This window comes from Niallia oryzisoli (genome assembly GCF_036670025.1).
Classification (GTDB): Bacteria; Bacillota; Bacilli; order Bacillales; family Cytobacillaceae; genus Bacillus_BD; species Bacillus_BD oryzisoli.
Genome location: NZ_CP137640.1, coordinates 846150 through 865881 on the forward strand (window position 1 = coordinate 846150; position 19732 = coordinate 865881).

Sequence of the window (19732 nt, forward strand, 5' to 3'; positions counted from 1 at the left end):
CATAATGATAAATAGAAAGCTTTTAATTATAATGAATGTATAGCTATAATTAGGGAAAGTCTTAATCATTTTCCAGTGAACCGAGGTGTAAGATGGATTTACATCAATTATATATATTTACGAAAGTGGTGGAGCATAGAAGCTTTTCCAAGGCAGCTGAACATGTTTACTTAAGTCAGTCAACTGTGAGTTCCCATATTCATTCGTTGGAAAAAATGTTTAATGTCACATTGTTTGATCGTGTTGGACGGGAAAGTGTTCTGACTCCTCATGGGGAAAGGTTGTATGAATGGGCCTTAAAACTTTTAGAGTTAAAGGACCAGGCTTTACTTGATTTAAGTCAGGATATGACAGAATTGAAGGGAAATATCCGTATTGCAGCCAGCTCTGTTCCAGGACAGTTTATGATTCCTAAAATGGTAAAGCAATTTAGAAAGGATCATCCGCATATTCTTTTTCATATTAACCAATCATCTTCAAAAAATGCTGTCGAAAAAGTATTAAATGGATCTGTTGATTTCGGTATTATCGGGGAAAAATATGAAAATGACAAGCTTCACTACATTCCGCTTATAAAAGAGAGGCTAGTATTGATTTCATCCGACCAAATGGAATTTTCCAGCCCTGTAAATATCCATGAGCTATTAAAATATCCTTTTATCATGCGTCATTCTGATTCAGGAACGAACGCACTGCTCGAGCGGTTTTTAAAGGAGAATGGGATTACACATGACCAGTTGAATATTATTGCCTATACGGATAGCAGTCAAAGTTTAATACAGTTTGTTAAAGAAGGAATTGGGATTTCAATTATTTCCGAGATTGCTGCTAGAGAAAGTAGCGGAAGCAAAGGGATTCGTATGTATGACATAGAGGATTTTAAACATATAAGATATTTCTATCTTGTCTACAATATTAATCGAACTCAATCTGTAGCATCAAATAAATTTATAGAAGAAGCCAAAAATTTGATTTAAAAAAGAGCGAAATTTGTTCGCTCTTTTTCGTTTCATACTTATACTTATTCAATTTCCGTTGACATTTCAATGACTATGAAGTGTGATGTTTCAACAGCGTGAATCGTAATATCCTCTTCAACGATTTCGAGGCCATCTCTCGCTGTTAAAGAATTTCCGTTAATGTTTGAAGTTCCTTCTATTTGAACTAAGTAGGCTTGCCTTCCTTTCTTAACGGGAAAATTAATTTCATTATCCTGTGAAAGCTCTAGGGAATAAAAGTTGACATCTTGATTGATTCTGATAGGAGCGTCGCCATCTTTATTTGATACCATATGAAGCCACTTATTATGGCGGTCATCCCAATTAAAACGGTAATCACCATAATTTGGTGTATAACCGCGCTCATCAGGAATAATCCAAATTTGCAGCATTCTTAAAGTATTCTTTCCGTAATTATATTCACTGTGCAGTACCCCAGTCCCTGCACTCATATATTGAACTTCACCTCTAGTAATCGACCTTTGGTTTCCCATACTATCAGCATGTGTCAATTCTCCATCAACGACGTATGAAATAATCTCCATATCACGGTGTGGGTGTGTACCAAAGCCGGTTTGAGAGGCAATCAGATCATCATTGATGACACGCAGCACGCCGAAATTAATATTTGCCGGATTATAGTACTCTGCGAATGAGAAATGAAAAATACTTTGAAGCCAGCCAAGGTTGCTTCTGCCCATTTTGGTGTGATCTATTTTTCGTAACATAATAATCTCCTTTGATAGTTATTTTTTCATACTAATTTTATGATTAGCAGAAATGACTCTGCCCATGTTGTATTTTTTATAAAAATACTTTTAAATAAAAAATCTTTAATTCAAGATAAATTATAATCGTTTATTAGGAGTCTTGTCAACTAAATTCATTTGATAGAATATATCACATTATATTAATATGATAACATCTAAATAGAACCTTCAGCAGATTCAAAAATGTATAAAGATTTGGGGGATTACCATGAAGATTGCTGCTTCAGAGAGATTAAAAAAATTAACGACGGGAATTTTTACAGAACTGGCTAATAAAAAACGGGATGCAATTAATAAAGGAATAGATATTATCGATTTAAGTGTTGGAAGTCCTGATATGACTCCTTCAGCCTATGTAGTGGATGCACTTGTCGAGCACAGTAAAGATCTAACGAAATACGGATATACCTTAAAGGGAATAGATGAGTTTAATGAAGCAGTAGCACACTTTTACAAAAAACGGTATGAGGTGGAGCTCAATCCACATGATGAAGTGCTGCAGCTAATGGGTTCACAGGATGGGCTTTCCCATTTGGCAACAGCGATCGTTAATCCAGGTGAATATGTCCTTGTTCCGGACCCTGGTTATCCAATTTATGAAGCTAGTGTGACATTGGCCGGCGGCAACGTTTATCCGATGCCATTATTGGAGGAAAATGGATACCTGCCAAAGCTTGATGAGATTCCATTAGAGATCTTACAGAAGACGAAGATGATGATTATCAGCTATCCGGGAAATCCAGTTACCGCATTAGCGAATGTTTCATTCTTCGAAGAGGTCGTAACGTTTGCAAGGAAAAATAATATCCTTGTTGTTCATGACTTTGCCTATTCAGAACTCATTTTCGATTCTCATCCGCAAATAAGCTTTATGTCTGTTCCTGGCGCAAAAGAGGTCGGCATTGAATTTAATTCGCTGTCTAAAACCTTCAATATGGCTGGCTGCCGTATTGGATATGTTGTGGGAAATCCGGAGACTCTTAGTATTTTGGCAGCCTTAAAGTCCCATATAGATTATGGAATCTTTTATCCAATCCAAATGGCGGCGGTCACCGCTTTGACATCAGACTATTCTGTACTTGATGAGCAGGTTATAGAGTATGAAACACGCAGGGATGTCTTAATATCAGGCCTAGCACAAGCTGGATGGCAAGTAGCTAAATCCCCTGCAACCATGTTTGTATGGGCGAAGATCCCTTCCGGATGGACTTCCCGTGAGTTTGCTTTTACATTAATTGAAGAGGCAGGAGTTGCTGTCGTTCCCGGTGATGCTTTTGGTAAATTAGGCGAGGGGTATGTTAGAATGGCTCTTGTTCAATCATCGGAAAAGCTTGCTGAAGCGGCGAAACGGATTGAACAATTTCTTCGTAAAAACAATCAAAAACCGAAATAGAAAAACAATACGATAATGTATAAAAGCCAGCCTTTTTAAAAAGCTGGTCTTTTTGTACTTTGTTTTTAATATAAACACAATCCTTGTAATGGAATAGAAAACAAATTGAAAAGAATGATTGTTACAATGGTAAGAAACGATTTTTTTTAAATAACTAATGACAATATGGGGAAGAGGAATGATTATGGAAACTCATGTGAAAAATTCGTTAGAAGAATGGAAGAAGGAAATAGACAATCGACTACAGGAAATAGATGATGAATACGAGAAGACGAAAAATGAACTTCAACTGTATTCATATAAATTCAGTATTACAAAGCAGGTCGTTCAATCAACCGTAAATGAAGATATTATTCGCAGCATCCGTGAAATGTATCAAAAGCCTTTTGAACAGAGATATAATCAATTAAAGGAGGCCATTAAGGATTTAGAGGAAAGAAAAAAAGTGTTTCAGATGTTTATTGATAAAATTGATAAAGTATTATAGGTGTAAGGCACCACAAAAGGACAAATGGAAACCATTTGTCTTTTTGTGGTGCCTTACGCTGTTTTTTACCATAAAGCAGGTTTCACAACCATAAACCAAAGCATGATCATGAGGAGGAGAATGTACATCCATAGGGAACGGGTCAGCTGTTTTACCAGTTCCTCTTTATTAGCGTCAGTCTCACGGAACCTCTGCAGTTTCGGTGTAAAGGCCCGCGCTAGAAAAAATAGTGACGAAAACATAATGACAAGCGTCATAATAATCCATGGCGTATTCCACGGCCATGGTCCTATCCAAATTAGAAGGATACCTGAAATGATAAGGACGTGGCCTGCATGCTTAGTCAGTCTGACTACCATGTGAAATGTATGTAAATAGGCAGCCAATTCTGCATCCTTTGTCTGGCGCAGCTTTGTTAAAACCGGTATAAGGATAAAAAATGGTCCAATCGAGACAATCGTACTGCTCACGTGCAGATAGATGATTGTACGGTATAATGCTTCCACTTTACACGTTAATCATTAACCGGTCTGAACTCATGCACCCATACCCGCATTTGCGGAAGCCATGGCATTCCCGGATGGAAGGATAAAATTGACTCTTTGTATTCTTCTACGGTTTGATAGCCTTCCTGGCGCGCATGTTCGTCTGTTAATTCACCAAGTGCCTGTGAATAAACCTTTTCAACAACAAACTTTTTACCCTTTAACTCCATGATTTCTCCTACATCAGCATATCTTCCATTTCTTCGAGTTGCGGTTTTCTTTCCTTCAAGAACCTTCTGTACATCTTCCTCCACTGTTACTAGTCGATCAATCGAACATGTTTTTGGTGGTAGAGCATTGTTTTCTTCATGATTCATTTCATTAATCTTCCTTTCATTATATAGTTTTTTATAATTTACCATATTTCTTGTCAGACTACTAATTATCCGGTGTCAGACACGTAAAAAATAAATGGTAAACATTTGTCCTTTTGCGGTGTCTGACAATACAGAAAATGATACACTTTAAAGGAATGGAACCTAGACTGAGGTGTGAATGATGAAAACTGTTTTGGTCATTGGCGGGGGAATAACCGGCCTGTCAGCTATGTATGAATTACAAAAGTGGAAAAAGGAAAATCAATCAGATGTACGTCTTGTTCTGGTCGAGGCGTCGGACTATCTAGGGGGAAAGATTCGAACAATAAAAACTGATGATTTTATTATGGAATCTGGCGCCGATTCGATTGTCGCTCGAAAGGCAAGTACCATGTCCTTTATTAATGACCTCGGCTTGGAGGATGAAGTAGTTTATAACGAAACCGGTCGCTCTTATATTTTTACAGATGGAGAACTTAAACCTATTCCTGACGAATCTGTATTTGGCATTCCGGCAAGTATTGAGTCATTAGCCAAAACCACGCTTGTTTCTGCTGAAGGAAAGGTTGAGGCATTAAAGGACTTTTATACAAAAAATGATACATTTACAAAAAATGATTCAGTCGGAGCCTTACTTGAGTTTTGTTTTGGCAGAGAATTAGTTGAAAAGCAAATTGCACCAGTTCTGTCAGGTGTATATTCCGGCAAACTCAGCGATTTAACGATTGCCTCAACCCTGCCATATTTATTGGATTATAAAGAGGAATACGGCAGCATTATTAAAGGGTTTGCAGCCAATAAGGATAAATTTCAAAGCGGTGAAAGAAAATTCCTCTCGTTTAAAAATGGCTTAAGTTCACTTATTGATGCCTATGAACAGACACTTGAGGATGTTGAAATAATTAAAAATACAAAAGCGGTAAGGATTGAACAAACAGGTAATCGCTATCAGGTATCTTTTTCTAATAGCGATTTAATAGAAGTAGACCAGGTGATGCTGGGGATTCCGCATAATGAAGCGGAAAATTTATTACCAGATCAGGAACTGAAACAGGAGTTCAATCAATTAAGAAATAGTTCGATGATCAGTGTTTATATTGGCTTTGATATACCGGATCAGGTACTTCCATTAGAAGGAACTGGTTTCATTACGGCAGATAGTGATCAAATATCATGTAACGCCTGTACATGGACCAGCCGAAAATGGAAGCATACCTCAAAGGTTGGGAACCTGCTTGTTAGAGTTTTTTATAAGAGCAGCAATCCTAAGTTTCCTCAATTGCAGAGAATGTCCGAGGGAGAGCTGTTGCAATTTGCTCTGTCGGATATACAAAAAAGTCTTGGAATAAAGGCTGAGCCAGTTGTAAGTGTCGTTACCGATTGGTCAGGTACAATGCCGAATTATTCAATCGCACATCCGAAAACCGTTCTGGCGATAGAAAGCAAATTATCTCTAAACTATCCCGGTGTTTTCATTGCCGGCTGTTCTTACTACGGTGTCGGGATTCCAGACTGTATTGAAAACGGACAAAAAACAGCAGAAAAAATCAAATCTGGTCTTACAGAAAAACAGGACAACTATTAAGTTGTCCTGTTTTTCTTTGTAAAAATCTATTAAAAGGATGATTTTTATTCATAAAGAGCTGAAAGGTCACGTTAAGGACACAATTCTAAAAATATCAAACATTTGATTACTAAAAAAATATTGACGAAAATTAAAATGACCGTTATGATAAGAATGTAGAAAGTATTACGAACGGCATTCGATAATGCCGAACAAAACTAAGGGGGCAGTCGTGACAGAACGTTTAATTCAATCAGTAGAAAGAGCTGCAGATATCCTTGAGTTGTTTATGATTTCGAAACCAGAATTAAGTGTGAAGGAAATCAGTGAACAACTAGGCTTGTCTAAAAGCACTGTTCACGGGCTGATCAAAACCTTAGAGCACAGAGGATACCTTCAGCAGAATGCAGAAGATTTAAAGTATAGGCTAGGTTTAAAGCTTTTTGAACTAGGAACCTTCATCGGAAATCAACTGGACATTGTCAAAATTGCACAGCCAATCATAAAAGAGACAGTTGATAAATTGAAAGAAACGGTTCACCTTGTTATCAGACAGCAGGATGAATTAATTTATGTTGAAAAGGTTGAAGGACCTCATACGTTAAGAATCTCTTCATATGTGGGTAAAACAGCTCCGATTCATTGTACAGGGGTTGGAAAGGCGATTCTTGCTTATCAAGATGAAAAAGAAGTGGATCGAATTTTATCTTCAGGTAAATTAGAATCATTTACGGAATTTACTGTAACCGATGTCAATGAAATTAAAAAGCAGCTGGATTTCACAAGAGAGCATGGTTATTCCATGGACGATGAAGAAATTGAGTTAGGTCTCAAATGTATTGCTGCGCCTATCTTTGATCACAACGGAAATGCAATCGCTTCAATCAGCTGTGCCTCACCGAAGATGAGACTTACAGAGGACAGGGTTCCAATGGTCATAGAGGGAATCAAAAGTGCGGCAAATGAGGTTTCAAGATGTTTAGGCTACAAAAATGTTTCTCATACAAAATGATGAGAACAGATTATATATATAACTTTTATATACAGGAGGAGAATTATTTTGGCAAAGTTAAAAGCAGCTATTATCGGTTCAGGTAATATTGGTACAGACCTTATGGTTAAATTAGGAAGATCAGAATTCTTAGAATTAACAGCAGTAATTGGTATTGACCCGCAATCAGACGGTTTACGCCGTGCAAGAGAAGCAGGTTATGCAGGTGTTGACACAGGAATCGACGGTTTCTTTGCAGACCCTACTTTAGAAGCAGATATCATGTTTGATGCTACTTCAGCTAAAGCTCACCTTTACAACGACAAGTTATGTCAAGAGCGCGGAATCAAAATGATCGACTTGACACCAGCTGCAGTAGGACCATACGTATCTCCAGCAGTAAATATTAATGAACACTTAGATAAAAGCAATATCAATATGATCACTTGCGGTGGACAAGCTACTATTCCAATGGTACATGCAATCAACCGTGTTGCTAACGTTGTATACGGTGAAATCGTTGCGACAATTTCAAGTAAATCTGCAGGCCCTGGTACTCGTGCGAATATCGATGAATTTACTGAAACAACTTCAAAAGCAATCGAAGTAGTTGGCGGTGCTGACAAAGGGAAAGCGATTATCATCCTAAACCCAGCTGAACCTCCAATCATGATGCGTAATACTGTATATGCACTTGTTGAAGAAGGAAAAATGGACGAACAAGCCATTCGCGACTCGATTGCAGAAATGGAAAAGGTAGTTCAATCATACGTTCCTGGTTATCATTTACGTGCGGAACCAATTTTTGAAGGCAATAAAGTAACTGTTCTTATTGAAGTAAAAGGTGCTGGAGACTACTTACCAGAGTATTCAGGTAACCTAGATATCATGACATCTGCTGCTGTTCGTGTGGCTGAAGAGTTTGCGAAAAACACATTAAAGGAAACAGTTTGAGCTGAAGAAAGGGGAAAAAATAATCATGACAACTGAAAGAGATATTCTAATAACTGAAGTAGCTTTACGTGACGGAAGCCACGCTGTTAGACATCAATATACAGTAGATCAAGTAGTAGCTGTAACTAAAGGATTAGCTGATGCAGGTGTACCTTATATCGAAGTAACACACGGTGATGGTTTAGCAGGCTCATCTTTACAATACGGTCTATCAAAAGTAAGTGATATGGAATTAATCGAAGCAGCAGCAGATGTTGCTGGCGATTCAAAAGTGGCTGTTCTTTTATTACCAGGAATCGGTACTCTTACTGAATTAAAAGAAGCTGCAAGCCTAGGTGCAAAAATGGTTCGTGTTGCTACACACGTAACAGAAGCAGACGTTGCTCCACAACATATCGCAATGGGAAAAGAATTAGGAATGGAAGCAGTTGGATTCCTTATGATGGCACATATGGCTCCTATTGAGAAATTAGTTGAGCAGGCTAAATTAATGGAAAGCTATGGAGCAGATATTGTCTATATGACTGACTCTGCAGGTTATTTACTTCCAGAACAAGTAACGGAGCGTATTAGTGCATTAAGACAATCACTTCAATGTGAAATTGGTTTCCACGGCCACAATAACTTATCTATGGCAATGGCTAACTCTGTTGCAGCTATTAAAGCTGGAGCAACTCGTATCGATGGTAGTGTTCGCTGCTTTGGTGCAGGTGCTGGTAATACACAAACTGAAGCTCTTGTAGCTGTTTGTGAGCGTATGGGAATTAAAACTGGTATTGATTTATATAAAATTGAAGATGTAGCAGAAGACATTGTTGCACCTCTTCTTCCTGTAACACCAACGATTACAAGAGAAGCAATCACACTTGGCTATGCAGGTGTATACTCAACATTTGCTTACCATGCAAAACGTGCAGGTCAACAATTTGGCATTGATGCTCGTGACATCTTAATCGAATTAGCAAAACGCCAAGTTGTCGGCGGACAAGAAGATATGATCATTGACGTTGCTGCAGAAATGGCTAGAGCAAAAGCAGCAGTATCTAAATAATCTACACTTATGACGGAAAAGGAGATTCTTAGTAGAGTCTCCTTTTTTCTATGAGAATTTTTTTGTTTTCAATTCTAAGATAAGATATACTTTTTCTATGAGAATAATGCTTCCTACCACTACCAAATGAAAGGAGATCATGCTCATAAAAAAAATTGTCAGTTTTGCCTTTATTTTAGCAGGACTTTTATCTCTCGGATTAGGAATCATTGGAATTATTTTACCGTTAATACCAACAACGCCGTTATTCCTCTTAGCGGCTTTTTGCTTTGTAAAAGGGTCTAAGAAATTTGATCGCTGGTTTAAAGGAACCAACTGGTATAAGAAATATTTAGAGGATTTTGTCAGGGACAAATCCATGACACGAAAGCAAAAATGGAGTATTTTACTGTTTGCTGATGTGATGATTGCCATTGTTTTTTTCCTTACTGACAAAATTATTGTGAGAATCATCCTGCTCCTTGTTGTCGCTTATAAATATTATTATTTTATTTACAAAATAAAAACAGTTAAGTAGTCAGGATATTATTATTAAAGAGTGAATAGGGCTGCCAAGATTAAACTTGGTGGTCTTTTTGTGTTAAGAGATGGAATAAGTATGAAAAGTTATGACAAATTTTTAGACGATTAGTACGATTCGTACGAAAAAAATATACGGATTTGTATGAAAAACGACACAATTAACTGTATATTCAGAAAATACTTAAAACTATAATAAGAATATAAACACCAATTAACTTACTAACCAAAACGAAGGAGTGTTGGAAATGGGTATTATGCGAATTGGAAGAGCTGAATTAAGAGTGTTAGATCTTGAGGAATCTGTAAATTACTATACAAATATTATTGGCTTAGAAGAAGTAGGAAGAAGTGCAGGAAGAGTTTATATGAAGGCTTGGGATGAATTTGATCATCATAGTCTGATACTGCAAGAGGCAGATTCGCCAGGTCTTGATCACTTTGCTTTTAAAGTTCGGAATGAATCAGATCTTGAGTATTATGAAAGAAAAATCGAACAATTCGGCTGTACGTTAAAGCGGGTTTCAAAGGGCACTAGACTTGCAGAGGGGGAAGCCATTCGCTTTACACTTCCAACTGGGCATCAGATGGAGCTATACCACGAAATTGAGCATTTAGGAAAGAAGACAGGTACCTTAAACCCGCATCCTTGGCCGGATGGAACGAAGGGGATTGCACCACATCGATTTGATCATGTTCTTTTAATTGGCGAAGATGTGAAAACAGTTACAAGGTTCTTTACAGAGACACTTGAAATGTTTCAGAGCGAAAGAATCATGACATTAGATGGGGAGGACATGGTAGGCAGCTTTATGCATGCCCAAAATGGAAAAGCACATGATATTGCTTTTATTAAAGGACCAGACAATAAATTACACCATGCAGCCTTCAAGGTTGAATCTTGGTATGATGTATTGCATGCCGCAGACCGACTTGCCAGATATGATGTGCCTATTGAAGTAACACCTACACGCCATGCTATGACAAGAGCAGAAACAGTCTATTTCTTTGACCCATCTGGAAACCGAAACGAAGCATATTCAGGCGGATATACTACATATCCTGACTCACCTACAATTACATGGACAGAAGATAAAATTGCACATGGAATTTTCTATCATAGAAGAGAAATGATCGATTCATTCGTTAATGCGCTTACTTAATAGAAAAGAGGTTAAGATATGCCAATCATTGAAGTAAAGTTATTTGGTGAACTTTCACCAGATCATAAAGAACAACTGATTAAAGAAACATCTAATACAGTTTCATCTGTTTTAAATCTGCCATTAAGTACCGTGCGAGTGCTGCTTCACGAGCTGCCAACTGAAAATTGGGGCATTGAAGGGGAATCAGTAAAAAAGAGACTAGAAAAGACAGCAAAATAACGAAATCTTTTCTTCATTAAACTTTGTAAGCGGTGTCAGATTAAATTGATAGTATGGATGGGAACTCTCACTACAAAATAAAAGGAGGAACAAGCAATATGGCCACTTATAATGTTTTGTTAAAAGGAAAAATGGATAGAGAAACATTGCTTGCTAATGCCGAGGCAATCGGTAAAATGGCTGAGGCTGAAGCAATGGAAGCCGACAAAAATGGACATCTTTCTGATAAAGTATCCCAAGCTATGAAAGAAGCAGAGTTTCATAAATTGATGAAACCAAAGAAATACGGCGGTCATTCAGTCGATTTAACAACATATACGGAAATGATTCGTACGGTAGCCCGCCATAGTATGGCAGCAGCCTGGCTTGCTTATTTCTATTCTGCTCATGAAGTTTGGCCTGCCTATCTTCCTCCAAAAGGAAGAGATGAGGTTCTTGGAGGAGACACGCTGCTTGCTGATGTTGTTGCTCCAGTCGGTAAAGTTGAAAAAGATGGAGAGGGCTTCCGTCTATATGGACAGTGGAATTTCTGCAGTGGCGTTCTTTCAAGTGATTGGGTCGGTCTCGGAGCAATGGCCGAACTAAATGAAGGAGAAGGACCTGAATATTGTTTATTTGTTCTGCCAACGTCTGATGTTGAAATCGTCCGAAACTGGGACACGATTGGCATGCGTGGTACAGGCAGTAACGGCGTTCTTGTTGAAGGTACTTATGTTCCGCCGCACATGATAGTACCTGCTAAAAATCTATTAGCAACCGGAATTCCTGTTGGCGGGGATTATGACAAGAATGATCCTGTCTATCGAATGCCGTTCATGCCGCTTTTCTTACTGGGATTCCCAGCAGTTTCAATCGGTGGTATTGAAAGACTCATTTCCATATTCCAGGAGCGTACCGAAAAGCGTGTTCGTGTCTTTAAAGGCGGATCTAATGAAAGTAAATCCGGCGGCAGCCAGCGGCTTCTTGCCGAACTAAAAATAGAATTAGCCGCATGCTTGGGGCTTTTAGACCGTTATGTCAAGATTCTTGAAAAATGGCAGGAAGAAGGCAGAAATGTTGTCTCAGATGAGGAGCGGGAAGAAGTATTTGCAATTAGAGGACATATTGCAGCTAAAACAAGAGACATGGCTGTCAAGATTTTGACCACACTTGGCGGAACCGCAATTTATAAAGGAGATCCTGCTGAATTATTTACAAGGGATATTTTAGCAGTTAGTTCTCATCCTAACAGCTTATGGGAAGATTCAATGGCTGCTTACGGCAGAACATTATTTGGATTACCTGGTGATCCTGTCTGGTAATCTTGTAATAAATTTAAATTTAACTTTTTAGTTTCGTAGAAAAAACTGGGTCAGAATTGAAGATCAGTTAATGATCTTCAATTCTTGAACCATAAGAATCTTCGTACCTGGAACGTGGAATCAACCTGCTTCTAAAAATAAAGAAGGGAGGAGAGGGCATTTGGAAATTGAGTATGTAGGGCATTCCGATGATGTTTCTTTCCTGCACCCTGAACCTTGTGTTATGGCATTAGGTTTCTTTGATGGCGTGCATCTTGGCCATAGGAAGGTAATCGCTGAAGCAAGAGAAATTGCCAGAGAGAAAAATCTTAAGCTAGCAGTCATGACTTTTTTTCCACACCCGAAAGAAGTGTTTAGCTGTGAAAACACAAAGGTAAATTACTTAATGCCAATCGATGTAAAGGCTGAAACTTTTTCTGACCTTGGTGTCGACAAGTTATATGTGATTGATTTTACGAAAAGTTTTGCTGCGCTATCTCCAAAGGATTTTGTTCACAAATATTTGGTTGAACTTGGAGCACTACACGTTGTAGCAGGTTTTGACTTTACATATGGCCACAAAGGGATGGGAAATATGCAGACCCTTCATAGTGATAGCAATTACTCACTTCAAGTGACAACTGTTTCAAAGCTGGAAGAGGACGGCAGAAAAGTTAGCTCAACCTTAATTAGAGAGCTGCTTGCAGCAGGACAGGTCTTGAAGGTGGCCGATTATTTAGGAGATTTCTATGAAACAAGGGGTGAGCTTCTTCCTTTATCAATTGTGATAAAACAAGGTTCATTCCATGCTGAGGTCATAACCGCGCCCTACTTTACACTGCCCAAAACGGGATTATATGAAATGGAAGCACAAATGGGAGAACGTATCTATCATGGTACAGCTTATGTACGTCCTAATAGTGCAGAAACTTCTATCTTCGATATCCGGCTAGTATGGCCGCTTAAAAAAAGTAAGGATTTAATGATAAAACTCAAATGGCTTAATCGTGTAACAGATCCGAAACGAATGATAGCAGACCTCAGACTAGCAGCACATGCCTCAACTATATTCTGATTTTTCAAAAATAAAAAAGGAATTTTTACATTTTTATAGAATAATAATTATTACCTATCGTTGATATTAATGTAGGTGATAATGGTAGAAATTCCCTTTGTTTATTATATAACAATACTTTAGCAAAAAGATTTGTTAAATAAGAAAGGGAGAGGAATAATGTTAAACATTAAAGTAATCGATCAAAATAGTCATGTTATCACTTGTGACGAGAATGAAAGTCTATTGGATGCTTCAAACAGACAAGGTGTCAAAATTCCATATGGATGCAAGGGTGGGGGCTGTGGAATGTGCAAAATTAAAATAGAAGAAGGAGAATATTTTAGAAAGAAAATGTCTAAGGCAGCATTGCCTGAAAGTGAAAGAGAGTTAAACTACACACTGGCATGTAAAACATATCCAAGAAGTAATATTTCGATGTTGACCGATATATCAAAGGTTGCAAATTCCCTATAGGTGGTGAATACATGGTAGCTAGTGGACTTCATCTAGAGCAGTTGTATAACGTTCCTGGTAAACGCATCAAAAATGTTTCACTAGATCGCATGTTAACAATTCCTGCATCTGCACTTGGCACACTCCGCCAGGAACTGACAGAAACCATTGGTTTAGAACGGGCGAAAGGGTTCTTGCTAAGATATGGGTGGCATTGTGGAATAAGTGATGCAGAAAAAATTAAGAAAATGAATTGGGACAATCAAAAAGAGCTCTTGCGTGCTGGCCCGAAACTACATATTCTTCACGGGTATTTAGAAGAAACCCAGGAAGTCGCCGTTGAGGTGGATTTTTCAGCACAAACAATCGATCATGAAGCCATTTGGAAAAGTTCATATGAGGCTGAAGAATATCTCAAAATGTTTGGAAAAAGTGACAAGCCTGTTTGTCATACACTTGTTGGTTATGCAAGCGGTTATTTAACAACCATTCTTGGAAAAAAGGTTATTGCTAAAGAAGTTGAATGTATGGCAATGGGTCATAAACACTGCCGCGCTGTTTGTCATACCATTGAGGAATGGGATGGGGAAGTAGATGAAGAGCTTAAATATTATGAGTCTAATAGTATCATAGATGAATTGGACAACACATTCAAAAAATTAAAAACTGAACGGGATAACCTTAGTAAGTTTTATGAGGCTCATCATATTTTAACGAAAGAAGTACTTCGGGAAAGTAATTTAAGCTCAATTGCAAAAGCGCTTTATAAGATTAGTGAGTTACCGGTTTTTATTGTAAATGAGGAAATGAATTCGCTTGCAACAGCAGGTGCCGCAGGGGAAGATATTGCCTGTTTTACAGACAACTTGAAAAATATACAGAACTCTTTAAATGGCTTAGGGGAAATTAACAAATCAACTAATTTAGAGTTGTCCGATGACATGTACATACTCATAACCCCTATCTACTTGAATAAGAAAATAGTGGGTTATTGTTCTTTTCTTTATCGTGATCATGTGCCGCAAGAGGTTGATCAATTATTTTTGGAACAGGGATCCATTGCGTGTTCACTTTATTTAATGAATGAACGAACACGTATTATGACAGAGCAGCAAATTCAAGGAAACCTATTAGATGATCTGTTAGCCAACAGAATCTCTGAAGATGAATTAAGGAAAAAAGCTTTCTACATTGAATTTCAATTAGAAGGCCCTTACTTCATGATTGGGCTTTCCAAACCCAAAGAAAGCTTGGAGGGTACGGATGAATATAGTGCTTTGCATGAGTTAACGAGTGATATTTCTCTATTTCTTAAGGATAGAAAAATCAATGCATTGCTTGGGGAAAAATGGGGGCACATCGTCATTTTACTGTCGGAAGGCTTGCAGTTAAATAGTTCAAAAAACAAAAATGGCTTTTGTCAATCTCTTATTGATTATTGTTCCAGGAAATATCCCGAGTATCAATTAAAAGCAGGCATTAGCTCTAGTATTGAACGAATTGAAGAAGCAGCTCAGCTATTCGATGAATGCCAATCCGCATTAAAGGTTGCAAACGATAGAAGAAAATTTGTATTTTTTGACTCTCTAGGAATTGAAGGAGTCATGTACCACATGAAAAATGTTAAGCCGATTGAAAAATTTATCAAAAAAAAATTAGGGAATTTAATAAAAGAAGATAAATTTAAAGATATGGAATTAACGAGAACGTTATACTGCTACCTTAGTAATGGAAGTAATCTTTATAAAACAGCCCGAATGATGAGCCTTTCCATCAGCGGGTTACGATACCGATTACGGAAAATAAACGAAATTCTAGAAACGGACATCAACAATCCAAAGGTCGGGTACCAAATCTATTTAGCTCTTCAATTTTTTATCTATTGGGGAGAGATTGATTTGGAAGCCACTGAAGATTTGAATATAGATGAATATTAAAGAAGACTATTTTGGAGGTAATTGTTATGCAAAGTCCATTTGAATACACTGTTCACTTACCATCAAATTTGGAAACAGGCAAAAGGTATCCTGTTATTTTCGGATTACATGGAATCGGATATAACGAAGAGGACATGCTCACATTAGTTAGAGGTCTAAAGGAAGAATTTATTCTAATTGGAATACGTGGGAATCTTACATATGAAGAAGGGTATGCTTATTATTATTTAAAAAGCTATGGTAATCCCGAGCGTGAATTATTCGATTCCAGCATAGAGAATTTGAAAGATTTTATTGAAAATTCATGTAAACATTATCCAATTGATGAAGAACGGAAGTATGTGATAGGTTTTAGCCAAGGAGCAATCCTTAGTATGAGTCTTGCCTTAATTCTTGGGGACTCAATTAAGGGAATTGTTGCTATGAATGGTTATATTCCTGAATTTGTGAAGGAAGAATTCCCTCTTAAATCCATTCAGCAGACTGCTTTTCTCGTCATGCAGGGTGAAAAGGATGAGATATTTCCACCCCATATTGGATTAGAAAATTATCAGTATTTACAGCAGCATGCAGGTTCTGTCAAATATACCATCTATCCTTCTGGACATGTAGTGACTGAAGAAATGAAAAATGATTTAGTTTCTTGGATTGCAATGGATGCAGTCCAAGAGAAAATTGGGAAATAATTCACTTTTCCATATAACAATGAAAAATGCGTTCCGATAAAAGGGACGCTTTTTTCTTTTTATGGAAGAATTTAATCTATAGATGTAAAATAACCCTATAATAGAATTTATATCGAAATATTAGGAGTGACGAAGGAAGTGTATTTAACACTAAAAGAGGCTGCAGAGTATTTGTCCTTATCTGAGACTGTTATTGAAAAGCTCGTCCAGCAAAGGCGTATTCGTACCATTCATGACGGCCAGCAGTATTTAATCAGCAAAGATCAATTTACTACTCATTTTAAACAGCTTGAAAGGTATAAAGAACTGGTTGAGGAATATTTGAACGAGCCGATTCCAGAAGACCGCGATATAAAAGATGAGGACTAATGAAAAAAAGGCTTAGACAGTGCATGATGTCTAAGCCTTTTTCGTCCGTAAATGACTGACTTTAATCCTTCTCTCCCATGGCCTGCTATTCCAACGTTTAAGTGCAAGGATGCCTCTTATCCATTCATCCATTCCTTGGGCAATCCAAACACCGAGTAACCCTAATCCAAAATGAATACCCAATATATAGCTAAACACAACGGCAATTCCCCACATGAAAATGATGCCTGCGATAAGCGGAAAACGGGCATCACCAGTTGATTTTAATGTATTCATCAGCACGATGTTCATCGCTCTTCCCGGTTCAATAAAAACGATTGCCCATAGTACAGGTATTCCAACTGATAAGATATTCACATCCTCTGTAAATATTCTTAAAACTGGTGAACCAATAAAAGCGATGATCAGTGATATCGTAAGGGAGGCCGCTGCAGCTATTTTAAGGGTACGAATTCCGCGCTGAAAAGCACGTTCATACTGCTTGCCGCCAATATAACGGGCAACTAAAAGCTGGGTACCCATGGCAATTGCCATCGTGAACATAAAACAAAGCATGGATATGTTAAGGATATAAACACGGGCTGCCAGGGATGCAGCACCAAGAGATACAACTATACCTGTAATAATCAATTGCGAAAATTGATAGGATAAACCTTCTCCAGCAGATGGAAGGCCAATCGATAGAAGTCCTCGAAAATCTTCCATGTTAATTCTTATGATGTCCTGAACCCTCATTGAGAATGAAAGCTTTTTATAAACCATAAAAAGCAGCACAATCACAGAGATGGCCCGTGCGGCCACAATCGCTCATGAAACACCGGTTACACCTGTGATCGGCAGGCCGAAAAGTCCTGATAGGGCTAAAATATTTCCACCAATACTTATCAGATTCATGAATGCTGTGACAAACATAGATTCTTTTGTAAAACCATAGCTCCTGAGAACAGCGCTGAGTGCAAGTGAGAGGGATTCAAAAAACAGGGAAAGCCCGCAAATTTTTATAAATATAAGTCCATACTCAAATATCTTTCCTTGAACATCAAATAACTTTAAAAACTGTTCTCCAAAAATGAAGACAATAAGAGCAACAATGACTCCAAACCAGAAATTCATACCAAAGGCAGAGCGGGCCATCTGTCTTGCCTGCTGCAGTTGTCCTGCACCGAGCTTTTGCCCAACTAAAATCGTTGCACCGATGGATGTTACGTTGAAAACTAAAATAAAAATATTTAACAGCTGGTTAGCTACACCAACGCCTGCAGCGGCGGAGTCTGAATAATGACCAAGCATGAAGGTTGCAATAATCCCCATACTCATATGTAGGGCTATTTCAATAAAGAGAGGCCACGTTATTTGAAAGAGAGTTTGTTCTTTATAGCTGTCATAGTTGTCGGTTTGTTCATTCAACTTATTTTAGCGCCCCTTTACCTTTTTATCTGACAATACCAATCTATTTTAATCCTATTTTTTTAAAAGTAAAGAGGAATACTTTCATTGAACCAAAACAAAAAGGTCTGTAAGCGTTGTTAAAAACTGGGGGTTTTATAAAAGAAAGGCTGTGTTATAGTACAATGTTGGCTTTGGTTAGCAGGTTGATTGAAGTGGAAGGCACGAAGACTTCTGCGGAAGAAGCGAGAAAGAAGAGACCCCGCCGACACGCAGTGTCGAGGAGGCTCGGCGGTGGCCCTATGGTGCGCGAAGTGCCTGGAACGGAAATCAACAACCATATTTACCAGAGCCAAAAGAAAAAACTTAGATTTATGATTATCTAAGCTTTTAGAGTAAATTAATCACTGCTCTTGCTGTGAATATATAGAGAGCCTTGTTAGGCAGTGGTTTTTTCTACCTAACTATAAACATATGGGCATACAATTAATTGGCAAGCATGAATGAGCATGTCATTTGCCTCTTTCATTTTTCCAGTATCCAGATCTTCTAATGCCGCTGCCATATGGATAAAGGCTTTATATTGAAGATTGACTCCGTTAAGACAGTCTTCATGGATTTTTTTTAGTTCAGGCGATGTTAATTCAATGAGTTCCAGCTTTGTTAAAAACTCGTAATAAATTGGAATAATGTCATAAATCAACGTATTATAGAGTTCCTGATCCGTTGTATAATTGTCCCTTGTAACGTGCTCAAAGGCAGCTATAGCCTTTTCCTCTAAATGGGAAATGAACGCAAGCTTATCTTGCAAATAAAAGTGGATTTCCTTTTGAACAGGGTCCCGATAACAACTGGGCAAAATCGAGGTTAAAAATAAACCCGGAGTCCATATCAATCTTTTCAATCAAGTTTCACCCCCATGAGTTCAATGTATGAAAACTGGATTTTAAATATACATGGATTCAAAGATAGATGATATGTCTAATATATGATAAGAAGTGTGAAGTGGGGATGAATTTTTCATAATAAAAGACCTGATCCTAAGAATAAGCAGTACAGTTTTTGTGGAGAAATCTATAAAAAATCATATTAATGACAGGATAAATCGCATAGTGATATAAGAGCCTATAATCCTTGTTATATTAATGAATATCGAACTTTAGCGTTATAAAAATCATAGCAAAAAACACACCAAATAACATAGTGACAATAACTATTGACATCTTGTAAATTGGAGCGTTAAAAGTAATGTTTTTTACTAGGTTAATTATGTCGTATGAAAAATTGTAATATTATGTATATATTTAATAGGACGCATGTTCCGTTATTTGCAAACAATAATTGTGATTTCACATTTTTACCGGACGTATATTCCGTTATTTATCTGAAAGGTTGTTATTTTTTCGCATTTATTAGTAAATAACATACTCAGTGTCCGAAGACTCTCCAAAACAGCGTTATTTATGATAATAACGTACTCAATGTCCACAAAAAAGTAAAAAATTAAACGCATAGAGTTTTACTGTTATTGAACTGCACCCCGATTGTTAGACACAACTAACAATCGGGGGTGCAGTTCATATCCATGCG

The 19732-nt window shown here is 37.6% G+C and carries 20 protein-coding genes and 1 pseudogene; 16 read left to right on the top strand and 5 right to left on the bottom strand.

All coding sequences use genetic code 11. The annotated features are described in order from the left end of the window. The first annotated feature begins 92 nt into the window (after positions 1-92). Positions 93-977 (top strand): selenium metabolism-associated LysR family transcriptional regulator, encoded by an 885-nt coding sequence (locus R4Z09_RS04265; protein WP_338451128.1) that lies wholly within the window; start codon positions 93-95, stop codon positions 975-977. A gap of 44 nt (positions 978-1021) precedes the next feature. On the opposite strand, the gene R4Z09_RS04270 is transcribed toward R4Z09_RS04265, so the two are convergent. Further along, complete coding sequence (locus tag R4Z09_RS04270; protein ID WP_338451129.1) at positions 1022-1726, bottom strand: pirin family protein; 705 nt, start codon at positions 1724-1726, stop codon at positions 1022-1024. 250 nt (positions 1727-1976) lie between these two features. Here R4Z09_RS04270 and R4Z09_RS04275 point away from each other — a divergent pair, with 250 nt between their 5' ends. Continuing rightward, positions 1977-3161 carry an aminotransferase class I/II-fold pyridoxal phosphate-dependent enzyme gene (locus R4Z09_RS04275; protein ID WP_338451130.1) on the top strand — a complete coding sequence of 395 codons (1185 nt, stop codon included), beginning with the start codon at positions 1977-1979 and terminating at the stop codon, positions 3159-3161. A 184-nt stretch (positions 3162-3345) separates the two neighbouring features. Beyond that, positions 3346-3648: a hypothetical protein gene (locus R4Z09_RS04280; RefSeq protein ID WP_338453195.1), complete on the top strand. Its 303-nt coding sequence runs from the start codon at positions 3346-3348 to the stop codon at positions 3646-3648. A 65-nt stretch (positions 3649-3713) separates the two neighbouring features. Here R4Z09_RS04280 and R4Z09_RS04285 read toward each other — a convergent pair whose 3' ends face one another. Together R4Z09_RS04285 and R4Z09_RS04290 are read right to left on the bottom strand one after the other, a co-directional pair. Next, complete coding sequence (locus R4Z09_RS04285; protein ID WP_338451131.1) at positions 3714-4154, bottom strand: DUF2269 family protein; 441 nt, start codon at positions 4152-4154, stop codon at positions 3714-3716. An 8-nt stretch (positions 4155-4162) separates the two neighbouring features. Continuing rightward, on the bottom strand, positions 4163-4510 hold the full coding sequence (locus tag R4Z09_RS04290; protein ID WP_338451132.1) for an ASCH domain-containing protein: 348 nt from the start codon (positions 4508-4510) through the stop codon (positions 4163-4165). A 181-nt stretch (positions 4511-4691) separates the two neighbouring features. On the opposite strand from R4Z09_RS04290, the gene hemG reads away from it, so the two are divergent. From hemG to R4Z09_RS04355, 13 genes are all read left to right on the top strand, one after another. Further along, positions 4692-6095 carry a protoporphyrinogen oxidase gene (gene hemG, locus R4Z09_RS04295; RefSeq protein WP_338453196.1) on the top strand — a complete coding sequence of 468 codons (1404 nt, stop codon included), beginning with the start codon at positions 4692-4694 and terminating at the stop codon, positions 6093-6095. A 211-nt stretch (positions 6096-6306) separates the two neighbouring features. Further along, positions 6307-7086: an IclR family transcriptional regulator gene (locus R4Z09_RS04300; RefSeq protein WP_338451133.1), complete on the top strand. Its 780-nt coding sequence runs from the start codon at positions 6307-6309 to the stop codon at positions 7084-7086. A gap of 48 nt (positions 7087-7134) precedes the next feature. Next, positions 7135-8019, top strand: a complete 885-nt coding sequence (locus R4Z09_RS04305) for an acetaldehyde dehydrogenase (acetylating) (RefSeq protein ID WP_338451134.1) — start codon at positions 7135-7137, stop codon at positions 8017-8019. Positions 8020-8044: 25 nt separating this feature from the next. Beyond that, a complete protein-coding gene (gene dmpG / locus R4Z09_RS04310; protein WP_338451135.1) occupies positions 8045-9070 on the top strand; it encodes a 4-hydroxy-2-oxovalerate aldolase in 1026 nt (341 codons plus the stop codon). 139 nt (positions 9071-9209) lie between these two features. Then, positions 9210-9587: a YbaN family protein gene (locus R4Z09_RS04315; protein ID WP_338451136.1), complete on the top strand. Its 378-nt coding sequence runs from the start codon at positions 9210-9212 to the stop codon at positions 9585-9587. Between the two features lie 250 nt (positions 9588-9837). Then, positions 9838-10752, top strand: a complete 915-nt coding sequence (locus tag R4Z09_RS04320) for a catechol 2,3-dioxygenase (protein ID WP_338451137.1) — start codon at positions 9838-9840, stop codon at positions 10750-10752. A gap of 18 nt (positions 10753-10770) precedes the next feature. Beyond that, positions 10771-10974: a 4-oxalocrotonate tautomerase family protein gene (locus tag R4Z09_RS04325; protein WP_338451138.1), complete on the top strand. Its 204-nt coding sequence runs from the start codon at positions 10771-10773 to the stop codon at positions 10972-10974. A 98-nt stretch (positions 10975-11072) separates the two neighbouring features. Next, positions 11073-12275 (top strand): acyl-CoA dehydrogenase family protein, encoded by a 1203-nt coding sequence (locus tag R4Z09_RS04330; RefSeq protein WP_338451139.1) that lies wholly within the window; start codon positions 11073-11075, stop codon positions 12273-12275. A 160-nt stretch (positions 12276-12435) separates the two neighbouring features. Next, a complete protein-coding gene (locus R4Z09_RS04335) occupies positions 12436-13329 on the top strand; it encodes an adenylyltransferase/cytidyltransferase family protein (protein ID WP_338451140.1) in 894 nt (297 codons plus the stop codon). Positions 13330-13488: 159 nt separating this feature from the next. After that, a complete protein-coding gene (locus R4Z09_RS04340) occupies positions 13489-13785 on the top strand; it encodes a 2Fe-2S iron-sulfur cluster-binding protein (RefSeq protein ID WP_338451141.1) in 297 nt (98 codons plus the stop codon). An 11-nt stretch (positions 13786-13796) separates the two neighbouring features. Then, the gene (locus R4Z09_RS04345) at positions 13797-15701 is read left to right on the top strand and encodes a XylR N-terminal domain-containing protein (RefSeq protein ID WP_338451142.1); all 1905 of its coding nucleotides are present in this window, start codon (positions 13797-13799) and stop codon (positions 15699-15701) included. Between the two features lie 26 nt (positions 15702-15727). Continuing rightward, positions 15728-16387 carry an alpha/beta hydrolase gene (locus R4Z09_RS04350; protein WP_338451143.1) on the top strand — a complete coding sequence of 220 codons (660 nt, stop codon included), beginning with the start codon at positions 15728-15730 and terminating at the stop codon, positions 16385-16387. A 138-nt stretch (positions 16388-16525) separates the two neighbouring features. Then, a complete protein-coding gene (locus R4Z09_RS04355) occupies positions 16526-16756 on the top strand; it encodes an excisionase family DNA-binding protein (RefSeq protein ID WP_338451144.1) in 231 nt (76 codons plus the stop codon). 30 nt (positions 16757-16786) lie between these two features. Here the strand turns inward: R4Z09_RS04355 and R4Z09_RS04360 are convergent. Further along, positions 16787-18163 (bottom strand): annotated as a pseudogene (locus R4Z09_RS04360) (MATE family efflux transporter). Between the two features lie 439 nt (positions 18164-18602). Beyond that, the gene (locus R4Z09_RS04365; protein ID WP_338451145.1) at positions 18603-19046 is read right to left on the bottom strand and encodes a hypothetical protein; all 444 of its coding nucleotides are present in this window, start codon (positions 19044-19046) and stop codon (positions 18603-18605) included. Positions 19047-19732: the final 686 nt, after the last annotated feature.